The organism is Sphingomonas sp. TDK1 (genome assembly GCF_001650735.1).
Lineage (GTDB): Bacteria > Pseudomonadota > Alphaproteobacteria > Sphingomonadales > Sphingomonadaceae > Sphingomonas.
This window is the reverse complement of sequence record NZ_LXVY01000003.1, coordinates 177,910-196,791: the sequence shown is the minus strand read 5'-3', so window position 1 is coordinate 196,791 and position 18,882 is coordinate 177,910. Positions and strand designations below refer to the sequence as shown.

Below are 18,882 nucleotides of genomic sequence, written 5' to 3'. Positions count from 1 at the left end.
GGCTCAGGCAGTCGCCCGCTGCGGCGTCATGCCTTGTACCCAGGCGAGGAAGTCCGCCTCGCCCATCGGGGCGCCGATCGCATAGCCCTGGAGAATGTCGCAGCCGATCACTCGCAGCACCGTAGCCTGCGCCTCGGTTTCGATGCCTTCCGCCACCGCTTGGCAGCCCAGTCCGTGGACGAGGCCGATCACTGCCTGGGCAATTGCCCGCGCCTCCGGATTGGTGGCGACATGCTCGATCACACTGCGATCCAGCTTCACGCGGTCGATAGGCAAGCGCCGCAGCCGGGCAAGGTTGGAATAGCCGGTGCCGAAATCGTCCACCGCCACCGTTGCCCCTGCCGAGCGGAGCATCGCGATCGCGCGGAGCACATCTTCCGAGCAATGCATCGCCAGCGTCTCGCTGATTTCGAGTTCGAGCAGTCGCGCCGGCGCCTGCGCTGCAAGCATCGCGGCGCGAAGATGACGGAAAAAGCTGGCATGGTCGATCTGGCGCTGGCTGACGTTCACTGCCAGCCGCTGCTCGATACCCAGCCGGCCCCAGCGCGCGATGGTGTTCGCCACCGTCGCCACCACCCAGTCACCGATCTCGACGATCAGCCCCGTCTCCTCGGCACGCTGGAGGAAGGCGGCAGGAAGCTTGGTGCCGTCCGGGTGCTGCCAGCGCAGCAGCGCCTCCGCCCCCACGATCACGCCGCTCTTGGCAGAGATCTGCGGCTGGAACACCAACGCGAATTCGTCATGTTCGATCGCGGCGCGTAGTTCCGTTTCCAGCCTGGCACGCGCGATCATCTGCGCGGCGAGCCCGTCGCTGAACGTCTCCACCCGCCCCCGGCCCTGCGTCTTCGCCTGGTACATCGCCGCATCGGCCGCGCCCATCAGGTCGTGCAAGGTCAGCCCGTGATCGGGGTGCAGCGCGAGGCCGACCGACGCGCCGATCGAAACCTGCTGCCCCGCCAGATCGAAAGGCTCAGATAGTGCCTGCAGCACCTTCTCGCCCACCCGCTCGCGCGCGGCCGGGTCAGGCAGGTCGGCGAAGAACAGGGTAAATTCGTCGCCTGCCAACCGACCGATCAGCGGCGTCTCGCCGTGATTGAATGCGGCACACTGATCGCCCACCGCGCGCAGCCGGTTCGCGACCATGCCCAGCAGCACGTCGCCCACCGCATGGCCCAGCGTGTCGTTCACGGCCTTGAACCGATCGAGATCGATGAAAAACAGCACCGCCCGCGCTTCTTCCGGTGCATCTTCCAGCATCCGCTCGGCGCTGCGACGGAAATGCGGGCGATTCGCCAAGCCGGTCACCGTGTCGAACATGGCGAGCCGGTGGACGCTTTCCAGATTACCGCGCAGCTTGAGGAACAGCTCGTCGATCGACTGGGCGAGTCGCGGCATATTCCGCATCAGTTTTGGCGGCAGCGGGCTCTCCAGATCACCGAGCGCTGCAGCATGCAGCCGGTCCACCGCCGCCGACAGCGCGGCGTTCCGGCGCGGTTGCAGCAGAAACAGCGTCGCAAGAACGGCAAGAATGGTGAGCGGCACGCTCAACGCCAGCGCTACCCATAGCACCGCGCGGGCGGTGCCCGCCCCAAGCGCCGCGCCCAGCAGAACGCAGGCGCCCAGCGCAGCCACGCCGGCCACCCGCTTCGCCATGCTTCGCTCCCCCACGCGCATTGCTGATCGACGCTCCAAGAAACCCCCATGCGGCGCCGACAGTAAGTGGCGCAGCATCAACGTCGCATGCATTAGTTAAGAAATTCCGGTCTTCTACGAAGATCGGAACCGCCGCAGCACAATGTAAAGCGCGCCGGTACCGCCATGACGAGGATGGGCCTGCCGTACCGCTGCAATACGGTCGGCGTGACGCGACGCAGCCAACCAGTCGCCTACTGCTGCGCGAATCGCGCCGCGCGCGTGCGGCCGTTCCGATTCCGGTCGTGGCGGCTTGCCGGTTATCAGCAACAACACGCGGTCGCCGCGTGCGATCGCCTGGGCCAGCCCCGCGTCGAGTCGATCATAGGCCGCGTGGAGATTGTGCCCATGGAGATCGATGGCACTTTCCGGGGCCACCAGACCGCGAGACAGGCGCCGGTCCCAACTGGCATCCAACGTCCTCCGCTCGTGCGTGTCGGGCATGGGCGTGGAAAGCGTTATCACCGGACGGGCCGACCTCGTGGGCGTCAGCTTGCCGATCGGTATTTCGATCCGCGGCGGTGCTGGCTTCGGAGCCGGCGGGGATGCGGTCACCAATGCGGGTTCCGGCGGCAGCGCCTTGGGTGCGGCGCGGACGTGCAATGGTGTGACGCTTTGGATCACCTTCTGCCAAAGCGCCGCTTCCTCGGGCGCCAGATTGCGGCGCCCCCGCGCGCTCATGGCTGGGGAATCAGCGACTGGGGCGGCTGGGGCTGCATCGGCGCGGGCTGGGCAGCATTCAGCCTTGCAAGCGTACCCCGGGGAAGCAGCAGCCATGCCGTGCCCCGCGCAGACATCCCGCCGGCAATCGCGCGCGCCTCATCGCCCGCCCCCCAGAAGGTATCGACGCGGTTGGCGCCTTTGATCGCGCCGCCGGTATCCTGCGCCACCCACAGTCCGGTCGCGTCGGTCCGGTCCATCGATAGGAACAGCGGTGCGCCCAGCGGAATGAATCTTGGATCCGCAGCCACGCTGGTCCAACCGGCGACGGGATATCCCATCGCCCCCAGCGGACCGGCGCCGTTCAGTTCCTTGAAGAACACAAAGCTCTTATTCTCGCGCATGATCGCGCGCCCCTGCTCGGGGTTCGCCCGCAGCCAGGCGACGATTCCCTGCATCGATGTCTGGCCGGGTCCGAGCAGGCCGCGATCCTTCATGAGCTTGCCAATACCGGTGTAATCACGACCGTTCTGCCCGGCATAGCCGATACGCAGCACCTGCCCGTCCGGCCCCTTCAGCCGGCCAGAGCCCTGCACTTGCAGGAAGAACATCTCGATCGGATCCGCCGCCCAGGCGACTACGGGTGCATGGCCCTCCAGCGCGCCCTGTTCGATCTGGGTACGATCGTAATAGGGTATGAACTGGCGGCCATCGACACGACCGCGGATCTTCTTGCCCTTCAGCGCATCGGAGAAGAGCCCGAGATCGACCTCGATGAGATTGTCCGGCACGCCATAGACCGGCACGTCATAGCCCTGGCGACGCTCCCGCACCCCGGCGATCTCAGGTTCATAATAGCCCGTCGCAAACGCCGCGCCGTCACCGACCTGCGCCGTTTCGAACCACTGGACAAAAAAAGCCGCAGGATCGCCCGACCAGCTTGCCGCCGCCGTGCAGGCGCCGTTCCAGTCGGCACCGCGGGTGAGCCCGGAGGCATCGTTCCGTCGCGTCAATCCGGGACAGCTCAGCCTGAACGCACCGAGCGCGTGCTGCGCGTTGTCCGCCGTGATCGGCAAGCTCTGCACGGCGGGCCCAGCTACCAGTCCTGTCATCGCGGCCGTGGTTGCTCCGGCAACTACGGGAGCGGCAGGCATTGCCGGTAACGGGGTCGCCGCAGTCGGCTGGCGCGCGGGGAGATTGGAAGGGGTTTCCGGCAGCGCCACGCCGGGGCGCGGTTGTTCCGACGCGGGCACGGGCCGCGAAGGTGCCGGTCGCGTCGGCGCCGGACGAGTGCCCGCCTCCGGGGGAACGATGCCACTCGAACAAGCACCGAGCAGCCCCGCGAGCGCCAATCCCCCGAATATCCGCATGTTGCCCCTCAGGCTTCGTCGGTCTCGACCAGCTTCCAGTTCGGATCGTCGCTGCGCAGCTTGCGCGCGAAGGTCCAGATATCATGGGTCGTCACCGCGTCGCTCAGCGAGCCCGCGATCACATTGCCGTCGGCATCACGGGTCAACGCTACGATGTCGGCGTCGAAGCGCACGGTCACACGGGCAACCTTGTTCTCGACGCCGGCCTCGGCGATCGTGGCCCGTTCGATGGTAATCAGCCGGTTGTCCAGTACTTCGCCCGTCACCTTGCGCTGCGCGATTGCCTGCTCAAAAGCCGCGCGCACCTCATCGTCGACCAGGAAGCGCAGCGTCTCTTCATCGCCCTTCCAGAAGGCTTCAAGTACCATACGATAGGCCGACTTGGCGCCTTCCAGGAACTTCGCGACATCGAAGCTGGGATCGGCAGAAACCACCGACCGCAAGCCGGTCTCAGCTCCCGAGTCGATCGTACGATTCCCCGAGTCGCGGACTTCGGGCAGCGCCTCGATCGTCCGCGTAACGGACGGCGCGGCCACGCGCTCCTCGGCGGGTTTAGGCAATGGCTGCTCATGACCGGTACGCTTGCCGAGCACCGCATACAGCCGAAGCGCCAGGAAACCGGCCACCATCGCGAACAGAATGACGTAGAACACTGGCCCTCCAAAGCCTCCGTCTCTAGTACATAGGCCTTCGTGCCTCGGGATTCAAACCGTACGATGGGCCGTGCGATTGCACCACCGGCACACGCCTGCTAGTCGCTTGCCCCGTAACGCGCCGGGGGCGCGAAATTCTCCTGATCTAAAGAGGAAAGTTGGATGGCCGAGAACGACACCTTCGCCGGAATCGGTGATGCCGACGCCATGGGCGCCGAAGATGCGCCTCAGGCAGGCGTGCTGTCGCAATATGTGAAGGACCTGTCGTTCGAGAACCCGAACGCGCCGGCCATCTACCAGCAGCAGACCGCCCCGGCGATCGACGTGCAGTTCAATATCGGTTCGAACCGCGTTGGCGACGACGTGTACGAAGTTGCACTGAAGATCGAAGTTCGCGCTCAGGCCGGCGAGCAGGTCGCGTTCATCGTCGACCTCACCTATGCGGGCCTGTTCGCCCTCCGCAACATCCCGCAGGAAGCGCTCGATCCGTTCCTGCTCGGCGAAGCGCCGCGCATCCTGTTCCCCTTCGCGCGCCGCGTGCTGGCCGATCAGGTCCGCGACGGCGGCTTCCCGCCGCTGATGCTGGAGCCGATCGATTTCGCCGGCATCTACATGCAGCAGCGCGCTCAGCAGGAAGGCGCGATCGGCTTCGAAGAAGCCGGCCACGCCTGAACCCGGGCTTCTGCCTGAAGTGGGGGGCGCGCCGCAGGTCGGTGGCGCCCCTTTTTCTGTCTAGGACGGCGATCTCTCGATGAAGCTTGTGCGTAGCCTGGGTTCGGTGGGCGGTCTGACGCTCGCCAGTCGCATCCTCGCGCTGGTTCGCGATTCGCTCCAGGCGCGCTATGTCGGCGCCAATTTTGCGTCGGACGCCTTCCTCGTCGCTTTTCGTTTGCCCAACATGTTCCGCGCCTTCTTCGCCGAAGGGGCCTTTGCGTCGGCATTCATCCCGATGTTCAACCGCAAGCTCGGCGTGGACGGCGAGCGGGGGGCGGCCTTTGACTTCGCGGAACGCACCCTCTCCGTGCTTTTCGCCTTCCTGCTGGCGATGACGCTGGTGGCGCTCGCCGCCGCGTGGCCGCTCACCGCCCTCCTCTCGGGCGGATTCGAGAAGCAGCATCCCACGCCGGAGCAGTTCGCCTTCGCGGTGCAGCTATCGCGCATCACCATTCCCTATCTGATGCTGATCTGCCTTGCCTCGCTGTTGGGCGGCATCCTCAATTCGCTCGACAAATTCTGGGTGAACGCGGCCGCGCCCATTCTCCTGAACATCGCGATGGTGTCAGGCCTGTTCTTCTTCCACGGCACGCCTGAGGAAACCGCGCGGGTGCAGGCGATCAGCATCCCGCTGGGCGGGCTGTTGCAGCTCGGCTGGCTGGCGCTCGCCTGCCGCGCTTCCGGCGTCTCGCTCCGCCCACGCCTGCCGCGCATCGACGGTGAGGTGCGGCAATTGATGAAGCTGATCCTGCCCGCCGCAGTGGGCGCCGGCGCGGTGCAGTTGAACCTTGTGATCTCCACCGCCCTGTCCGGCTATCTGCTCGACGAGGGGTCGATCTCGTACATCTATTATGCGGATCGGCTGAACCAGCTGCCGCTCGGCATGATCGGCATCGGGCTCGGCACGATCCTGCTCCCCACCATTTCGCGCCTGCTTGCAGCCGGCAAGGACGGGGAGGCGATGGAGACGCAGAACCGTGGCATGGAGCTGGCGCTGTTCCTCACCCTGCCGGCGATGGTCGCGCTGATCGTCGCCGCAGAGCCGATCGTGCGCGGGCTGTTCCAGTATGGCCACTTCACCCCGGAAAACACGGTGAAATGCGCCTGGGCGCTGGCGGGCTTCTCGATCGGGCTGCCCTCCTACATCCTCGTCAAGGTACTGACCCCGGGGTTCTACGCCCGACAAGACACCAAAACGCCGGTGCGGCTGGCGATGCTCTCGGTCGCGGTGAATATCGCCGCCAATCTCGCCCTCATCCCACTGATAGCGCATCTCGGCCCGCCGCTCGCCACCGCCCTCTCCTCCACGGTCAACGTGACGATGCTGTACCTGACCCTGCGCAAGCGCGGCCATTTCACCGTGGACGCGCAGCTCGCGCGCCGGGTGCCGCGGCTTGCGCTCGCTGCGATCCTGATGGGCGTGGCGCTTTGGGCCGGCGGCAGCCTGCTCGATCCCTGGCTCAACGGCCGCCTGTGGGAGCGGTATACCGGGCTGGTGATCCTGGTCGGCGCGGGCTGCGCGATCTACGTCGCCGCATGCTTCGCAACCCGTGCCTTCCTGCTCTCCGATCTGAAAGCGCTGGTCCGCCGCCGCGCCGCACGCTGAACCCGGTTTCCCTCCGCCGCGCGCTGCTCTACAGCCGCCGCGTCCTGGCAGATCGCGCGGCCCTTGCACCCCCGCCGCCACGGACCCGCGGCCCGTCCAACGGCCGAACGGTCAACCGGGTGCGGAGTGAACACCAATGCGCGTCGTTTCCGGCATTCAGACCACCGGCAATCTCCACCTCGGCAATTATCTGGGCGCCATCAAGCAGTGGGTTGCGATGCAGGATCAGGGAGAGTGCCTTTTCTTCCTCGCCGATCTCCACGCCCTTACCGGCACGGTAACCCCGCAGGAGCTCGCCAACTCGACGATCGAGATGGCCGCTACGCTGTTCGCCGCCGGCATCGACGATCGTTCGATCCTGTTCAACCAGGCGCGTGTCCCCGCCCATGCCGAATTATGCTGGATCCTCCAAGGCACCGCCCGGATGGGCTGGTTGAACCGGATGACCCAGTGGAAAGACAAGGCGGGCAAGAACCGCGATGGCGCAAGCGTTGGACTTTTCACCTATCCGGTTCTCCAAGCCGCTGATATTCTCGTCTATCAGGCTACCCATGTCCCGGTCGGCGAGGACCAGAAACAGCATCTCGAGCTGACGCGCGACATCGCCACCAAGTTCAACCAGGATTTTGGCGTCGAGCTGTTCCCGCTGCCCGAACCGCTGATCAGCAAGGCCGCGCCGCGGATCATGTCCTTGCGCGACGGCAATGCGAAAATGTCCAAGTCCGATCCCTCGGACCTGAGCCGCATCAACCTGATCGACGACAACGACACCATCGCCGCCAAGTGCCGCAAGGCGAAGACCGATCCCGAGCCACTGCCGGACTCGTTCGGCGCCCTTGCCGAGCGTCCGGAAGCGCGCAACCTGGTGACGATCTTCGCAGCCCTTGCGGATCGCGATCCGCAATCGGTGGTGGAGGAATATGCCGGCCAAGGCTTCGGTGCGTTCAAGCCGGCGCTGGCGGACCTGACCATCTCGGTACTCGGCCCGATCCGCGAGCGGCTGACCGCCCTGCTGAACGACCGTGCCGAAGTCGGCACCAAGCTCGCCAAGGGCGCAAGCCGCGCGAGTGCGCTGGCCGCGCCGACCCTGATGGCCGCACAGCAGGCAGTGGGGCTGCAGGTCTAACGCGCGAGAGCCTCCACCCGCGCGCGGGTGGAGGCTCTCTCAGTGCGTAAAGCTCTTCACCAGCGAGCCCGCCACCAGCGCCCAACCGTCCACCAGCACAAAGAAGATGATCTTCATCGGCAACGAAATCGTCGGCGGCGGTAGCATCATCATGCCCATCGCCATCAGCACCGCGGACACCGCGAGGTCGATCACGAGGAACGGCAGCAGCAGCAGAAAGCCGATCTCGAAGGCGCGGCGCAGCTCCGAAATCATGAAGGCCGGTGCCAGCGTCGTCAGGGGCGTGTCGGCGCGGGTCGCGATCTTCTTGTTGGCCAGGTCGGCGAACAGCTTGAGATCGCTGTCCCGCACCTGTCCCAGCATGAACTGACGGAAGGGCTCGGTCGTCTTCTCGAAGGCGGCCACCTCGGTCAGCTTGCCCTTGGTGTAAGGATCGACGCCGTCATTCCACGCCTTCTCGAACGTCGGCGCCATCACGAAAAAGCTCAGGAACAGCGCAAGGCTGATGATCACCGGGTTCGGCGGCACGCCGGGGGTGCCGATGCCGGTGCGCAGCAGCGACAGCGCCACCACGATGCGGGTGAAGCTCGTCACCGTCATCAGCAGGCCCGGGGCCAGGCTGAGCACGGTGAGCATCAGCACCAGCTGAATGGCCTTGGCCGAGAGCGGTCCTTCGCCGCCAATGCTAATGGTAGCGCCTTGGGCAGCCGCCTGCGCGGCGGGCGCAACTGCCTGGGCGTGCGCCGCGACCGGCAGCACGATCAGCAGCGCGGCCACGGCAATAAGTTTACGCATTCAGTGCCTCGCGCACCGCACGCTTGTTCCAGCGCGTGGTGTCGCGCGGGATGCGGGTACGCGTTTGGGCGCGCGAACGCGAACGGGGCGTGCGCTCGGCAACGACCGGTGCGGTCGTGGTCTCTTCGTGCGGCTCAGCATCGTTTGCCGCGGTCGGCAGGCTGGGCAGAGCCACCGGCGCTGCAACCACCACTTCTTCCACCGTCTCGGCAGATTCGACGTCGGCAGGCGCACCCTGGGTGGGCGCCGCAGCGTCCGGCCGCACGCGATCGACCATCGCCTTGAAGTCGAGCTTACCGGCCAGCTTGGCCACGCCCGCCTTCAGAACCGCGAGATCGTCCTCGATCTTGGCGGGCACATCGTCCGTCGCCACGTCCGCAGCCGGCTGCACCGGCGGGATGATCCCGGTCTCGATCGTCGCATGGCCTTCCGGGCCGATAAAGATCAGATGCTCACACCCGTCGCGCCGGATCAGCGCGACCGAGCGCTTGGCGTCCACCGCCAGCCGCTCGACAAGCTCGACCCGCTTGCGCCCGCCGCCGGTCACCCGGCCCGGCAGCTTCAGATCGTAGCGGCGCACGACCCAAAGGGCCGTTGCCAGCATCCCCAGCACCAGGCCCAGCGCGCCCAGCGTACGCAGCATCGACAGGAGGTCCATCAGTTACGCGACTTCTTCACGAGTTCGGAGATTTCGAGCGACATCACCTCGCCGTCGACAAGGATGCGGCCCAGGGCGACGAGCTCGCCATTCACATAGACCATGCTCGGATCGTCCTGCCCGCAGTCCAGCGGGATCATCGCCCCGCGGCTCATCTGCAGGATCTGCCGGACGGGCACTTCGGTCGAGCCGAGCACCACCGACATTTCGATCATGATTCCATCGAGTACGGACATGCGTCTCCCTTTCCACCAGACTTATAGGAACCTTTTTTCCGCCCCCGACGCCCTGCCCGGCAAAATTTGCCTACAATGATGGCGTGGCCGCTTTTCGGGCCGTGGAGGATCAACAATGGATTTGGATGCTTCGCTCGGCGTTTCCGCCTCTGGCCTGCGCGCGCAGTCGCTGCGCATGCGGGTGATCGCGGAGAACCTCGCGAACCAGGACTCCGTCGCCGACACCCCCGGCGGCAATCCCTATCGCCGCAAGGTCGTCAGCTTCCAGGCGGCGGTAGACCGCGCCAATGGCGGCACCGGCGTGAAGGTGAAGTCGATCCAAGCCGACCAATCGGATTTCGTGAAGGTCTACCAGCCGGGCCATCCGGCGGCGGACGCACAAGGCTATGTGCTGCGCCCGAACGTCAACGGCCTGATCGAAAGCGCCGACATGAAGGCGGCACAGCGCAGCTACGAAGCCAATCTCAACGCCATCGAAGCGGCCAAGAGCCTCACGATGCGCACCATCGATCTGCTCAAGTAAGGATCTAGCATCATGTCCATCGGAGCATTGGACGCCACCAAGGCGTATGGCCGGGTCGCGTCTATCGGAAACACCCTCAGCAAGGCCGGCGGCAGCGATGCGATCGGCGACGGCGAGAATTCGGGCTTCGGCGCGATGGTGGAGAATCTTGTCGGGGGCACCGCAGACAAGCTGCGCAGCGCGGAAACCGCGTCGGCCAAGCAGGTTGCCGGCAAGGGCGATCTGATCGACGTCGTCACCGCGATCGGCGCCGCCGAAACCGCGCTCGACACCATGGTGGCGGTGCGCGACCGCGTGGTCGGTGCCTATACCGACATCATGCGCATGCAGATCTGACCGAGGCACGCTGACTCCATGTCGCCCGCGCAGCTGATCAGCCTCACCGAATCCGCGCTGATGCTGATCCTGACCGTCGCCGGACCGCTGCTGCTGACCTCGCTGATCGTGGGCGTCTTCATCGGCCTGCTCCAGGCCCTCACCCAGATCCAGGAAACCACCCTCACCTTCGTGCCCAAGCTGGTTGCGATGGGGCTGGTGTTCCTGCTGATGCTGCCCACGATCGGCGAGTCTCTCGGTCAGTTCATGGGCAAGATCAGCGACATGATCATTCACGGATGATCGTCCCCCCCGATCTCGCGCTGCAGGTTTCGGCCTTCTTCATCGTCTTCGCGCGGGTCGGGGCGGTGCTGATGCTGCTGCCGGTGTTCGGCGAAGAGGCGATCCCCGGCCGCATTCGGCTGATGATCGCCTTCGCAATGTCCTTCGCGATCTACGGCCTGATCGGCGACCCCGCCCGCGTTGCAGTGCAGGCCGGGGCCGTGCTCCCCGCGGTGCTGGTGACCGAGCTGATGACCGGCCTCGCCATGGGGATGATCGTCAAGATCCTGTTCTTCTCGATCTCGATGGCAGGCTCGATCATGAGCACGCAGATCGGCCTCTCCTCCGCGGTGATCTTCGATCCGTCGCAGTCGGGTCAGGCACCGATGCTCTCCAAGCTGGTCGGCATCGTGGCCGCGCTGGCGTGCATGGGCATGCAGGTCCACCATCTCTGGCTGGGGGCGATCGTCCACAGTTATCAGACCTTCCCGATCGGCGGCATGCCGCCGATGCACGATTTCGCCGAGCTCGCCGTGCAGGCGATCGGCCGTTCGATGACGCTCGGGATCAGCCTTGCGGCGCCCTTCCTCGTCTACGGCATCGTCTTCAACGTGGCGCTCGGCCTCGCCGCTCGCGTGGCGCCGGCGATCCAGGTGTTCTTCATCGCCCAGCCGCTGAACCTGCTGCTCGGGATCGCCTTGATGATCACGACGATCGGAACGATGCTCACCTTCTTCACCCAGGCCATGGGTGACGCGCTGCAAAGGGGCTGGTGATGGCCGGCGGCGGCGGCGGCGGGGATTCGGACGACAAGACCCAGGACCCTACAGACAAGAAACTCGAAGACGCGCGAAAGCGCGGCGACGTGCCGATGGCGCCGGAAATGCGCCACGCAGCGATGTTCGTCGCTGCGTTGGTGGTGATGGGCGGCCTCGGGACCTATACGATCCAGCAATTCACGATGCTGTTCGTACGGCTATGGGGCGGCGCCGACGATTTTCGGCTCGAGCCGACCGGTGCCCAGAATTTTGCCACCGGATTGCTGGGCGCGATCGGCACCGCGCTGGCTCCGATCCTGGCCGCCCTGTTCGGCTTCGCGGTGCTCGGCGGCATCCTGCAGGGCCGGCCAATGATCAGCTGGTCGCGCATCAAGCCCAAATGGAGCAAGCTCAATCCGTTCAGCGGCGCCAAGCGGATGTTCGGCAAGCAGGCGCTGATGGAGTTCTTCAAGACCTTCGCCAAGCTGTGCCTGGTCGCCGGCATCGCCGCCGCCATTGCCTGGCCGCACGCCGCAACGATCGACCGGCTGGTCGGCGCCGACCTGATCGACGCCGGCACCGCCACCGGTGACATCGTCCTCGCCATGCTCCGCCCGATCGCGATGCTGGTCGGCGCGCTCGCCCTGTTCGACTTCGTCTGGCAGCGCCTCTCCTTCATGAAGCGCATGCGGATGAGCCTGCAGGAAGTGAAGGACGAGTATAAGGAGAGCGAGGGCGACCCGAAGATCAAGGGCAAGATCCGCGCCCTCCAGATGCAGCGCTCGCGCAGCCGGATGATGGCCAATGTGCCCAAGGCAAGCGTCGTCATCACCAACCCAACCCACTATGCCGTGGCACTCCAGTACGACCATGGCAGCATGGGCGCGCCGGTGGTGGTGGCGAAGGGCGTGGATGCGATCGCGCTGAAGATCCGCGAAGTGGCGACGGAACACAAGATTCCGTTGGTGGAGAACCGCCCCCTCGCCCGTGCGCTCTATGCCAGCGCCGAGCTCGATCAGCCGATTCCGGTCGAGCATTATGCCGCGGTGGCGGAGATCATCAGCTACGTCATGCGGATCGCGCGCGGCCTGCGCTAATGCCAAAGGCACCATAATTTTTGATAATGCGATTGACTCGCATTATTCAGTGTCCCTAAAGGCTCGCCCACAGAACGAGACCCAAAGGGATAAGCTGGATCATGCACCTGTCGCTTCGCACCGCCCTGCTCACCACTGCGCTGTTTGCCCTGCCGGGCACAGCCCTGGCCGGTCCGGACGGCACCGCGGACGGGGACGATCAGCAGAACCAGATCGTCGTCAACGGCACGGTGACGCAGCCGTCGCAAAGCGCGACCGGCCTCAGCCTCACTCCGCGCGAGACGCCCCAGTCGATCACGATCATCGACCAGGCGCGGATCCAGGATTTCCAGCTCACCAACATCAACGACGTGCTCGACCAGACCGTCGGCATCAATGTCGAGCGGGTCGAGAGCGACCGGACCTATTACAACTCCCGCGGCTTCGACATCACCAACTTCCAGGTCGACGGGATCGGCCTGCCGATGCCCTATGGCATTCAATATGGTGACCTCGACACCGCGCTGTTCGACCGGGTGGAGGCGATCCGAGGCGCCAATGCGCTGATGACCGGCGTCGGCAACCCCTCCGCGACGATCAATTATGTCCGCAAGCGCCCGACCGATACGCTGCAGGCCACCGCCACCGCGCAGGCCGGCTCGTGGAATCGCTGGCGCGGCGAGGCCGATGTATCGGTGCCGGTCACCGACACGCTCGCGGTGCGCGGCATCTATGCGCATGAGCAGCGCGACAGTCATCTTGACTATAACCATGTCAACCGCAACGTGTACGGCCTGATCGCCGCCTGGAAGGTCACGCCGCAACTCACCGCCACGGTGGGCTACAGCCGCCAGGAGAACGATGCCGACGGCGTGCTGTGGGGGGCGCTGCCGCTTGTCTATACCGATGGCAGCCGCATTCCCTATGCGCGGTCGGACACCACCTCTGCGCCCTGGACTTTTTGGAACACGACCGACCAGCGCGCTTTCGGCGAACTCGCCTATGATCTCGGCAGGGGCTGGCAGGCCAAGGGCGTGTTCACCTATATCAACAACAAGCAGCAGGCCCGACTGCTCTATGCGTTCGGCACGCCGGACAAGGCAACCGGCCTTGGGATCACAGGGCAGGTCGGCGCCTATCCCGCCGAGACCGACCAATATATCGGCGATTTCACCGCCTCGGGCCCGCTCCATCTGTTCGGCCGCGAGCACCAGCTGGCCTTCGGCGTCTCGAGCGGCCGGGCGGACAACCGCCAATGGCAGGGCAAGGGCAACAAGTTCGTCGCCTATCCCGCGGTGCCGAACCTCGCCGCCAGCGTGATCGCCGATCCGGGAACCGCACCGATCACGCTCGAGGCCAACAGCCGAACCGACGTGACCCGCGTGTATGGCGCCGCGCATCTGAGCGTCACGGACCAGTTGAAGGCAGTGGTCGGCGCCAGCGCGACCTGGCTCAAGGCGAGCGGGGTCTCCTATGGCGCCAACCTGTACCGCAAGAATAGCGACGTAAGCCCCTATGCCGGCCTCACCTATGATCTGACGCCGAACATTTCCTTCTATGCAAGCTATACCAGCATCTTCAATCCGCAGGACGAATCGGACGTGCGCGGCCGGCGTCTCGATCCGATCACCGGCACCAGCATCGAGGGTGGATTGAAGAGCGAATGGTTCGGCGGCCGTCTCTATGCCACCGCGTCGCTGTTCCGGGCCAAGCAAAAGAATCTGGCCACCGTTGCGGGCCAGTTCGGCCCCGGCGACCCCGGCCAGTTGGGCGCCAACTATTATCGCGGGCTCAACACCACTGCCCGCGGCTTCGAGATCGAGCTGGGCGGTCGCGTGACCGATCGCTGGACGATCAGCGGCGGCTATACCGGCCTCGAAATCGAGGACGATGCCGGCAAGGCCGCCCGTGTCTTCGTTCCCACCAAGAGCCTCAAGCTCGCCACCACCTATGCCGCGCCCGAGCTGCGCGACTTGAAGCTCGGCGCGCAGCTCCGCTGGCAGAACACGATCCGCAGCCCGGACTTCACCGTCACCCAGAAGGACTATGCCGTGCTCGACCTGATGGCCAGCATACGCCTGGTCGATCATGTCCGCGCCGCGATCAACGTCCGCAACGTGACCGACAGCAGCTATCTGGGCAGCCTCATGTGGGGCCAGGCCTATTATGCCGCGCCGCGCAGCGTGCTCGGCAGCCTCACCTTCACCTATTGAGGCCGAGTATGGGCGCGCCATCCCGTCGCGACTGGGGCTACCGGGCGAACATCGCGACGCGCGCGGTGGCCGGTAGCCTCGGCGCCTACCTCGTTGCGGCATGCTTCGCTTCGGCCGCAGCGCGAATTCTGCCGATGCCGCGGCTGGACGCGACCGTGCCGGCGACGATGCTCGCCCTGCTCATCGCCCCCCTGGCCACGATCTGGGCTTTCCTCGCCCCCGGCCCGTTGCGCGCGGTGGGCGGCATTCTCGCTGCCGCCGCGCTGCTGGCGGGCATCGCCTGGGCTGCCGGGATGCCGCCGCGATGAGCGCGGTGCGCACGGGCGCCCGTCAGGTAATGGCATGGCTGCACGGCTGGACCGGGCTCTTGCTCGGCTGGGTACTGTTCGTGATGTGCCTCGCCGGCACGCTGAGCGTTTTCAAGCCCGAGATCGGCCGCTGGATGCGTCCCGAAACCACCGCCACCGCCGATCGTGCCGACGCGCTCACCGCTGCGTCCGCCTTCCTGTCTAAGGCGGCGCCCCAATCCTTCGGCTGGTACCTTACCTTGCCGAACGATCGCATGAACACGGTGGAGGCGACCTATGATCCGGGCAGCGGTTTCGTCTACAAGGCGCTGGATCCCCGCACCGGCGCCCCCGCTCCGCGCGAAACGCTGGGCGGCGAATTCTTCTACCGCCTGCATTTCGAGCTGCAGATGCCGTTCCCCTGGGGCCGCCTGCTCGCCTCGCTCGCCGCGATGGTGCTGCTGCTCGGGCTGATCACCGGGATCATCGCGCATCGCCGAATCTTCGCCGATTTCTTCACTTTTCGTCCAGCCAAGGGCCAGCGCTCCTGGCTGGACGGGCATAATGCGCTCGGCGTGCTCGCCCTGCCCTTCCACGTCATGATCAGCTTCACCGGGCTGCTCACGCTGGCGACGCTCAACATGCCTTGGGCGATCAGTGCCAATTACGGGAAGGACGTGGCGACGATGTTCCAGGCCTTCCAGCCCGGCGTGATAGACCGCCCCGCCGCGGGCAAACCGGCCCCGCTCGCCCCGCTCGCCCCGATGCTGCGCGAAGCCGAGCGCCGCCTGGGCCGCCCCGTCGGCCGTGTAACGATCGCGCATCCGAACGATGCCGCCGCCGTGGTGACGATGTTCCGCGACGATACGCGCCAGATCGCCTACGCCGCCGGCGCGGTCAGCTTTGACGGTGCCACAGGCCGCGTGCTCGCCGATTTTACCGAGAATCGCCCTGCCCTGCAGACCTATGGCGTGGCCTATGGCCTCCACCTCGCCCGCTTCGCGCCGCTCGCGACGCGCTGGCTCTATTTCCTGTGCGGCGCGATGCTGACGATGGCGGTGGCGAGCGGCATGGTGCTTTGGGTCGTGAAGCGCCGCGATCGTGCGCCGCTCAGCCTGAGCAACCGGATGGTCGAGCGGCTCAATGCCGGCGTTCTGGCGGGCGTGCCGATCGGCTGCATCGCGTTCCTGCTCGCCAATCGTCTGTTGCCCTTGGCGCTGCCAGACCGCGCCGGCGCGGAGGTCTCCGCCGCGCTGTGGAGCGCCGCTGCTGCCCTGCTGCTCGGCGTCGCGCTAGCGCCCAAGCGAAGCTGGCCGACGCTCCTCTCGATCCTCGCGTTGGGCTGCGCGGTAGCTGCCTTGCCCGGCGGCGCCTATGCCGACCCGGTGCAGACAGGGGTCAGCATCACGCTGCTCGCCACTGCCATGGGCATGGCTTTGCTGGCCTGGAAGCAGTGGCGTCGACCAGCCCCCGCACCCCGTCGCCGCGCCCGGACGCAGCTCGCATGATCGCCGCCGGCTTCACCCTGATCGGCTTCTTCGCCCTCGCCGCCGCAATGCCGCGCCATGCGACGGCCTTGCTTGGCTCGTGGCAGAAGCACATCCGATCGTCGCAGCTCCGCGCTGCCGGATGGGCGCTCCTTGCTACGGCCTTCGCCGTAACGCTCGCCACGCCGGACTGGGGACGCGCCATGGTCGGCTGGTGCGGCACGCTCACGCTCGCGGCCGCGCTCGTCCTGCTGGGCCTGACCTATGACGCGCGCCTTGCGCGGATCGCAGCCGCCCTGGGCGGAGTGGCGGTCCTTGCGGGGCTGATCCAATAGGCACCGTTCAAAGGTTTGCCTGTTCCTCTACGGGAAGCTCGGCCTCGGGCGGATAATAGAGCGTCGCACATTCCGCCGCGAGGCAACCACCCTCGATCACGATGTCATCGCGATAGGCGTCGCCGATGAAGCTCAGCGTATCGACATGCCTCGCCTCGAAATACATCGCGTGCACGTCCCCGCGCCCGGCGCCGAACACCACCCGGCCGACCTTGGACCAGATCGATGCCATGGTGCACATCCCGCAGGGCTGCAGCGTCGAATAAAGAGTGGCGCCGCGCAGTTCCAGTTCGCCGGTACGCTCGCAGGCACGGCGGATCGCCATCATCTCGGCATGGGCGGTGGCGTCGGGCAGTTCATGCGTCTGGTTGCGCTCGGCAGCGATCACCTTGCCGTCGAGCACAATCACGCAGCCCAGCGGCGAGGTGGATGGATCCGACCCCTTCGACCGCGCGACCTCGATCGCCATCCGCATCCACTGTTCGTCGTCCGTCGTTGCCATGCGCATTCTCCCAACGAACGGAACAACGCCGCGGCGAGCCTTTCGCCGCGACGTACAAAGGGGAAGTGGCCAAGCGGAAGTGGCGGGCCTTTCCGCCCGCCATTCTCCCTTGACGCTCACACCAGCGTTTCGACGTCGATCTTGCGCAGCAGCGGCGTGTAGTTGACCGCCTTGGTGACGTCGAACGCCGGGTTCGAGATGGCGGTCGGCGCCAGACCGACGATCTTTCCGCGCTCGACCAGCGCCGGTACATCGTGCCCCGGCAGCAGGAAGCGGCTCTTCGACAGTGCACGCTTGATCGCCCGCTTTTCCTCCAGCGTGGTCATCGCGCGATTGCCGGTGATGTGCGGTTCATGGGCAGCCTGCTCGAAGGCCGGGCTGATGATCTGGTCGTTCAGGTCATAGGCGATGTCGCCGCAGATATTGGCGATGCCCTCGTCCGTCTCGACCAGCACCGAGATCGAACCCGGCGTGTGTCCACCGGAAAGCTGCACCACGACCCCGGGGATCACCTCCTCCTCGAACGTGCCGTCCACGTCGAACAGACGCAGCGCACCGCGGGTGTGCAGGCGGTCGATGAAGTGTTTCGTGTCGGCCGCGGTGTACATGCCGGGGCCCATGATGCCGGATGCCATGAACTGCATTTCCTGGCGGGTGATGCTCACCTGGGTGCTCATCGGGAACTGGAAGCTGCCGCCGGCGTGGTCCAGATGGCCATGGGTATGCACGACATGGCGAATATCCGAACGCTTCAGACCGTGCTGCGCCAGATGATAGTCGAGCGCATCCTCCTCGCGCACGCGATACGGGTAGCCCAGCGCGTTCACCTCTTCGGCGCTGCGCGGGCCCGTATCCACCAGCACAGGCTCCTCGCCGCCCAGAATCAGGAAGCCCATGATCGGGATCGTCACGGTCCTGCCGGGATCGCGGAACAGAACCAGGCCACTGGCATCCATGTCCAGCTCGCCATATTTAATCGGGTAAATCTTGAGCGACATCGCGCATCTCCGAAACCGTTCGAGCGCCGATCTGGCCTCGATGGAGCGGAGATACGGCTCCTCGTACAATGAGAGTATACGGGGCTTTCGGGAAGCATCCTCTCATTCTTCGAGATAATGCCCGCGGTGCTTAGCGCTTGCGCTGATGGCGGCAACGTATCCATCGTCCGCCAGTCTTCGTGGTCGCGCCATCTCCCGGAGCGGCGAAGAATGCGACCGCAGCGTTGATCAAAGGGACCCACGATGGCGCCGCTCCCTCCCGGCGCCAGCGCAGACTATGCCCCGATCACTTGCAGGGGGTGAACTGCCCCTTCTTCGGCCCGCTGGCGATGCGGCACTTGCCCTTGGCATCCTTGGTGACGGCAGGAGCGGTCGGGCATTTGACGAACTTGCCCTTGGCATCCTTGCAAGGCGCCGCCGCCAGCGCAGGCGAAGCGAGCAGGGCAAGCGAGGCGACAACAGACGCTACACGAATCATGGCGATCCTCTCCTTTTCATGAGACGCGGCGGCAGCATGCCATGACGGCACGTTCTGGCAACCGTTTGTACCGCTACCAATTTTCGATTCGGCGCATCGCCCGTCCGCTTCTCGCCGC

General features: G+C 65.8%; 22 protein-coding genes. 12 read left to right on the top strand and 10 right to left on the bottom strand.

Going from position 1 to position 18,882, the window contains the following annotated elements; translation table 11 throughout:
* Window positions 1–3 precede the first annotated feature (3 nt).
* From A7X12_RS03050 to A7X12_RS03035, 4 genes are all read right to left on the bottom strand, one after another.
* Window positions 4–1,653 (bottom strand): putative bifunctional diguanylate cyclase/phosphodiesterase, encoded by a 1,650-nt coding sequence (locus A7X12_RS03050; RefSeq protein WP_064310271.1) that lies wholly within the window; start codon window positions 1,651–1,653, stop codon window positions 4–6.
* A 114-nt stretch (window positions 1,654–1,767) separates the two neighbouring features.
* A complete protein-coding gene (locus tag A7X12_RS03045; protein ID WP_064310164.1) occupies window positions 1,768–2,373 on the bottom strand; it encodes a Smr/MutS family protein in 606 nt (201 codons plus the stop codon).
* Window positions 2,370–3,722: a murein transglycosylase A gene (locus tag A7X12_RS03040; protein ID WP_084445009.1), complete on the bottom strand. Its 1,353-nt coding sequence runs from the start codon at window positions 3,720–3,722 to the stop codon at window positions 2,370–2,372. The genes A7X12_RS03045 and A7X12_RS03040 overlap by 4 nt, the downstream gene beginning before the upstream one ends.
* Window positions 3,723–3,730: 8 nt before the next feature.
* Window positions 3,731–4,375: a Tim44/TimA family putative adaptor protein gene (locus A7X12_RS03035; RefSeq protein WP_157105486.1), complete on the bottom strand. Its 645-nt coding sequence runs from the start codon at window positions 4,373–4,375 to the stop codon at window positions 3,731–3,733.
* 162 nt (window positions 4,376–4,537) lie between these two features.
* On the opposite strand from A7X12_RS03035, the gene secB reads away from it, so the two are divergent.
* The 3 genes from secB (at window position 4,538) to trpS (ending at window position 7,821) form a co-directional block, all read left to right on the top strand.
* Window positions 4,538–5,047: a protein-export chaperone SecB gene (gene secB / locus A7X12_RS03030; protein ID WP_064310162.1), complete on the top strand. Its 510-nt coding sequence runs from the start codon at window positions 4,538–4,540 to the stop codon at window positions 5,045–5,047.
* Window positions 5,048–5,126: 79 nt separating this feature from the next.
* Window positions 5,127–6,695 carry a murein biosynthesis integral membrane protein MurJ gene (murJ, locus tag A7X12_RS03025; protein ID WP_064310161.1) on the top strand — a complete coding sequence of 523 codons (1,569 nt, stop codon included), beginning with the start codon at window positions 5,127–5,129 and terminating at the stop codon, window positions 6,693–6,695.
* A gap of 136 nt (window positions 6,696–6,831) precedes the next feature.
* Window positions 6,832–7,821, top strand: coding sequence for a tryptophan--tRNA ligase (gene trpS, locus A7X12_RS03020; RefSeq protein WP_064310160.1), 990 nt, complete (start codon window positions 6,832–6,834; stop codon window positions 7,819–7,821).
* A 39-nt stretch (window positions 7,822–7,860) separates the two neighbouring features.
* Here the strand turns inward: trpS and fliP are convergent, their stop codons facing one another.
* Genes fliP through A7X12_RS03005 form a run of 3 tightly spaced genes read right to left on the bottom strand, consistent with a single transcriptional unit; the run spans window position 7,861 to window position 9,510 of the window.
* Window positions 7,861–8,616: a flagellar type III secretion system pore protein FliP gene (gene fliP, locus A7X12_RS03015; RefSeq protein WP_064310159.1), complete on the bottom strand. Its 756-nt coding sequence runs from the start codon at window positions 8,614–8,616 to the stop codon at window positions 7,861–7,863.
* Window positions 8,609–9,274: a flagellar biosynthetic protein FliO gene (locus tag A7X12_RS03010; protein WP_064310158.1), complete on the bottom strand. Its 666-nt coding sequence runs from the start codon at window positions 9,272–9,274 to the stop codon at window positions 8,609–8,611. The genes fliP and A7X12_RS03010 overlap by 8 nt, the downstream gene beginning before the upstream one ends.
* Entirely contained in the window at window positions 9,274–9,510 is a 237-nt protein-coding gene (locus tag A7X12_RS03005) for a FliM/FliN family flagellar motor switch protein (RefSeq protein WP_010545357.1), read from the bottom strand. The genes A7X12_RS03010 and A7X12_RS03005 overlap by 1 nt, the downstream gene beginning before the upstream one ends.
* A 115-nt stretch (window positions 9,511–9,625) precedes the next feature.
* On the opposite strand from A7X12_RS03005, the gene flgC reads away from it, so the two are divergent.
* The 9 genes from flgC to A7X12_RS02960 all read left to right on the top strand — a co-directional run bounded on the left by flgC (window position 9,626) and on the right by A7X12_RS02960 (window position 16,786).
* Window positions 9,626–10,033: a flagellar basal body rod protein FlgC gene (gene flgC, locus A7X12_RS03000; protein ID WP_064310157.1), complete on the top strand. Its 408-nt coding sequence runs from the start codon at window positions 9,626–9,628 to the stop codon at window positions 10,031–10,033.
* A gap of 12 nt (window positions 10,034–10,045) precedes the next feature.
* Complete coding sequence (locus tag A7X12_RS02995; RefSeq protein ID WP_064310156.1) at window positions 10,046–10,369, top strand: flagellar hook-basal body complex protein FliE; 324 nt, start codon at window positions 10,046–10,048, stop codon at window positions 10,367–10,369.
* Window positions 10,370–10,387: 18 nt separating this feature from the next.
* Window positions 10,388–10,651 (top strand): flagellar biosynthetic protein FliQ, encoded by a 264-nt coding sequence (locus tag A7X12_RS02990; protein ID WP_064310155.1) that lies wholly within the window; start codon window positions 10,388–10,390, stop codon window positions 10,649–10,651.
* Window positions 10,648–11,406, top strand: a complete 759-nt coding sequence (gene fliR, locus A7X12_RS02985) for a flagellar biosynthetic protein FliR (RefSeq protein WP_064310154.1) — start codon at window positions 10,648–10,650, stop codon at window positions 11,404–11,406. Before A7X12_RS02990 ends, fliR begins: the two co-directional genes overlap by 4 nt.
* The gene (flhB, locus tag A7X12_RS02980) at window positions 11,406–12,485 is read left to right on the top strand and encodes a flagellar biosynthesis protein FlhB (protein ID WP_064310153.1); all 1,080 of its coding nucleotides are present in this window, start codon (window positions 11,406–11,408) and stop codon (window positions 12,483–12,485) included. The genes fliR and flhB overlap by 1 nt, the downstream gene beginning before the upstream one ends.
* A 101-nt stretch (window positions 12,486–12,586) precedes the next feature.
* Entirely contained in the window at window positions 12,587–14,677 is a 2,091-nt protein-coding gene (locus A7X12_RS02975) for a TonB-dependent siderophore receptor (protein ID WP_064310152.1), read from the top strand.
* An 8-nt stretch (window positions 14,678–14,685) separates the two neighbouring features.
* Window positions 14,686–14,985 carry a hypothetical protein gene (locus tag A7X12_RS02970; RefSeq protein WP_064310151.1) on the top strand — a complete coding sequence of 100 codons (300 nt, stop codon included), beginning with the start codon at window positions 14,686–14,688 and terminating at the stop codon, window positions 14,983–14,985.
* Window positions 14,982–16,472: a PepSY-associated TM helix domain-containing protein gene (locus tag A7X12_RS02965; protein ID WP_084445007.1), complete on the top strand. Its 1,491-nt coding sequence runs from the start codon at window positions 14,982–14,984 to the stop codon at window positions 16,470–16,472. The genes A7X12_RS02970 and A7X12_RS02965 overlap by 4 nt, the downstream gene beginning before the upstream one ends.
* Window positions 16,469–16,786: a DUF3325 family protein gene (locus A7X12_RS02960; RefSeq protein WP_064310269.1), complete on the top strand. Its 318-nt coding sequence runs from the start codon at window positions 16,469–16,471 to the stop codon at window positions 16,784–16,786. The genes A7X12_RS02965 and A7X12_RS02960 overlap by 4 nt, the downstream gene beginning before the upstream one ends.
* A 7-nt stretch (window positions 16,787–16,793) precedes the next feature.
* On the opposite strand, the gene A7X12_RS02955 is transcribed toward A7X12_RS02960, so the two are convergent.
* The 3 genes from A7X12_RS02955 to A7X12_RS02945 all read right to left on the bottom strand — a co-directional run bounded on the left by A7X12_RS02955 (window position 16,794) and on the right by A7X12_RS02945 (window position 18,764).
* On the bottom strand, window positions 16,794–17,288 hold the full coding sequence (locus A7X12_RS02955; protein ID WP_064310150.1) for a nucleoside deaminase: 495 nt from the start codon (window positions 17,286–17,288) through the stop codon (window positions 16,794–16,796).
* Between the two features lie 116 nt (window positions 17,289–17,404).
* On the bottom strand, window positions 17,405–18,286 hold the full coding sequence (locus A7X12_RS02950; RefSeq protein ID WP_064310149.1) for an N-acyl homoserine lactonase family protein: 882 nt from the start codon (window positions 18,284–18,286) through the stop codon (window positions 17,405–17,407).
* A 286-nt stretch (window positions 18,287–18,572) separates the two neighbouring features.
* Window positions 18,573–18,764 (bottom strand): hypothetical protein, encoded by a 192-nt coding sequence (locus A7X12_RS02945; protein WP_064310148.1) that lies wholly within the window; start codon window positions 18,762–18,764, stop codon window positions 18,573–18,575.
* Window positions 18,765–18,882: the final 118 nt, after the last annotated feature.

Bases quoted from the DNA above. Each gene is read 5' to 3' on its own strand.
- A7X12_RS03050 (WP_064310271.1), bottom strand. From the start codon at position 1,653: ATGGCGAAGCGGGTGGCCGGCGTGGCTGCGCTGGGCGCCTGCGTTCTG.
- A7X12_RS03045 (WP_064310164.1), bottom strand. From the start codon at position 2,373: ATGAGCGCGCGGGGGCGCCGCAATCTGGCGCCCGAGGAAGCGGCGCTT.
- A7X12_RS03040 (WP_084445009.1), bottom strand. From the start codon at position 3,722: ATGCGGATATTCGGGGGATTGGCGCTCGCGGGGCTGCTCGGTGCTTGT.
- secB (WP_064310162.1), top strand. From the start codon at position 4,538: ATGGCCGAGAACGACACCTTCGCCGGAATCGGTGATGCCGACGCCATG.
- murJ (WP_064310161.1), top strand. From the start codon at position 5,127: ATGAAGCTTGTGCGTAGCCTGGGTTCGGTGGGCGGTCTGACGCTCGCC.
- trpS (WP_064310160.1), top strand. From the start codon at position 6,832: ATGCGCGTCGTTTCCGGCATTCAGACCACCGGCAATCTCCACCTCGGC.
- fliP (WP_064310159.1), bottom strand. From the start codon at position 8,616: ATGCGTAAACTTATTGCCGTGGCCGCGCTGCTGATCGTGCTGCCGGTC.
- A7X12_RS03010 (WP_064310158.1), bottom strand. From the start codon at position 9,274: ATGGACCTCCTGTCGATGCTGCGTACGCTGGGCGCGCTGGGCCTGGTG.
- A7X12_RS03005 (WP_010545357.1), bottom strand. From the start codon at position 9,510: ATGTCCGTACTCGATGGAATCATGATCGAAATGTCGGTGGTGCTCGGC.
- flgC (WP_064310157.1), top strand. From the start codon at position 9,626: ATGGATTTGGATGCTTCGCTCGGCGTTTCCGCCTCTGGCCTGCGCGCG.
- A7X12_RS02995 (WP_064310156.1), top strand. From the start codon at position 10,046: ATGTCCATCGGAGCATTGGACGCCACCAAGGCGTATGGCCGGGTCGCG.
- A7X12_RS02990 (WP_064310155.1), top strand. From the start codon at position 10,388: ATGTCGCCCGCGCAGCTGATCAGCCTCACCGAATCCGCGCTGATGCTG.
- fliR (WP_064310154.1), top strand. From the start codon at position 10,648: ATGATCGTCCCCCCCGATCTCGCGCTGCAGGTTTCGGCCTTCTTCATC.
- flhB (WP_064310153.1), top strand. From the start codon at position 11,406: ATGGCCGGCGGCGGCGGCGGCGGGGATTCGGACGACAAGACCCAGGAC.
- A7X12_RS02975 (WP_064310152.1), top strand. From the start codon at position 12,587: ATGCACCTGTCGCTTCGCACCGCCCTGCTCACCACTGCGCTGTTTGCC.
- A7X12_RS02970 (WP_064310151.1), top strand. From the start codon at position 14,686: ATGGGCGCGCCATCCCGTCGCGACTGGGGCTACCGGGCGAACATCGCG.
- A7X12_RS02965 (WP_084445007.1), top strand. From the start codon at position 14,982: ATGAGCGCGGTGCGCACGGGCGCCCGTCAGGTAATGGCATGGCTGCAC.
- A7X12_RS02960 (WP_064310269.1), top strand. From the start codon at position 16,469: ATGATCGCCGCCGGCTTCACCCTGATCGGCTTCTTCGCCCTCGCCGCC.
- A7X12_RS02955 (WP_064310150.1), bottom strand. From the start codon at position 17,288: ATGGCAACGACGGACGACGAACAGTGGATGCGGATGGCGATCGAGGTC.
- A7X12_RS02950 (WP_064310149.1), bottom strand. From the start codon at position 18,286: ATGTCGCTCAAGATTTACCCGATTAAATATGGCGAGCTGGACATGGAT.
- A7X12_RS02945 (WP_064310148.1), bottom strand. From the start codon at position 18,764: ATGATTCGTGTAGCGTCTGTTGTCGCCTCGCTTGCCCTGCTCGCTTCG.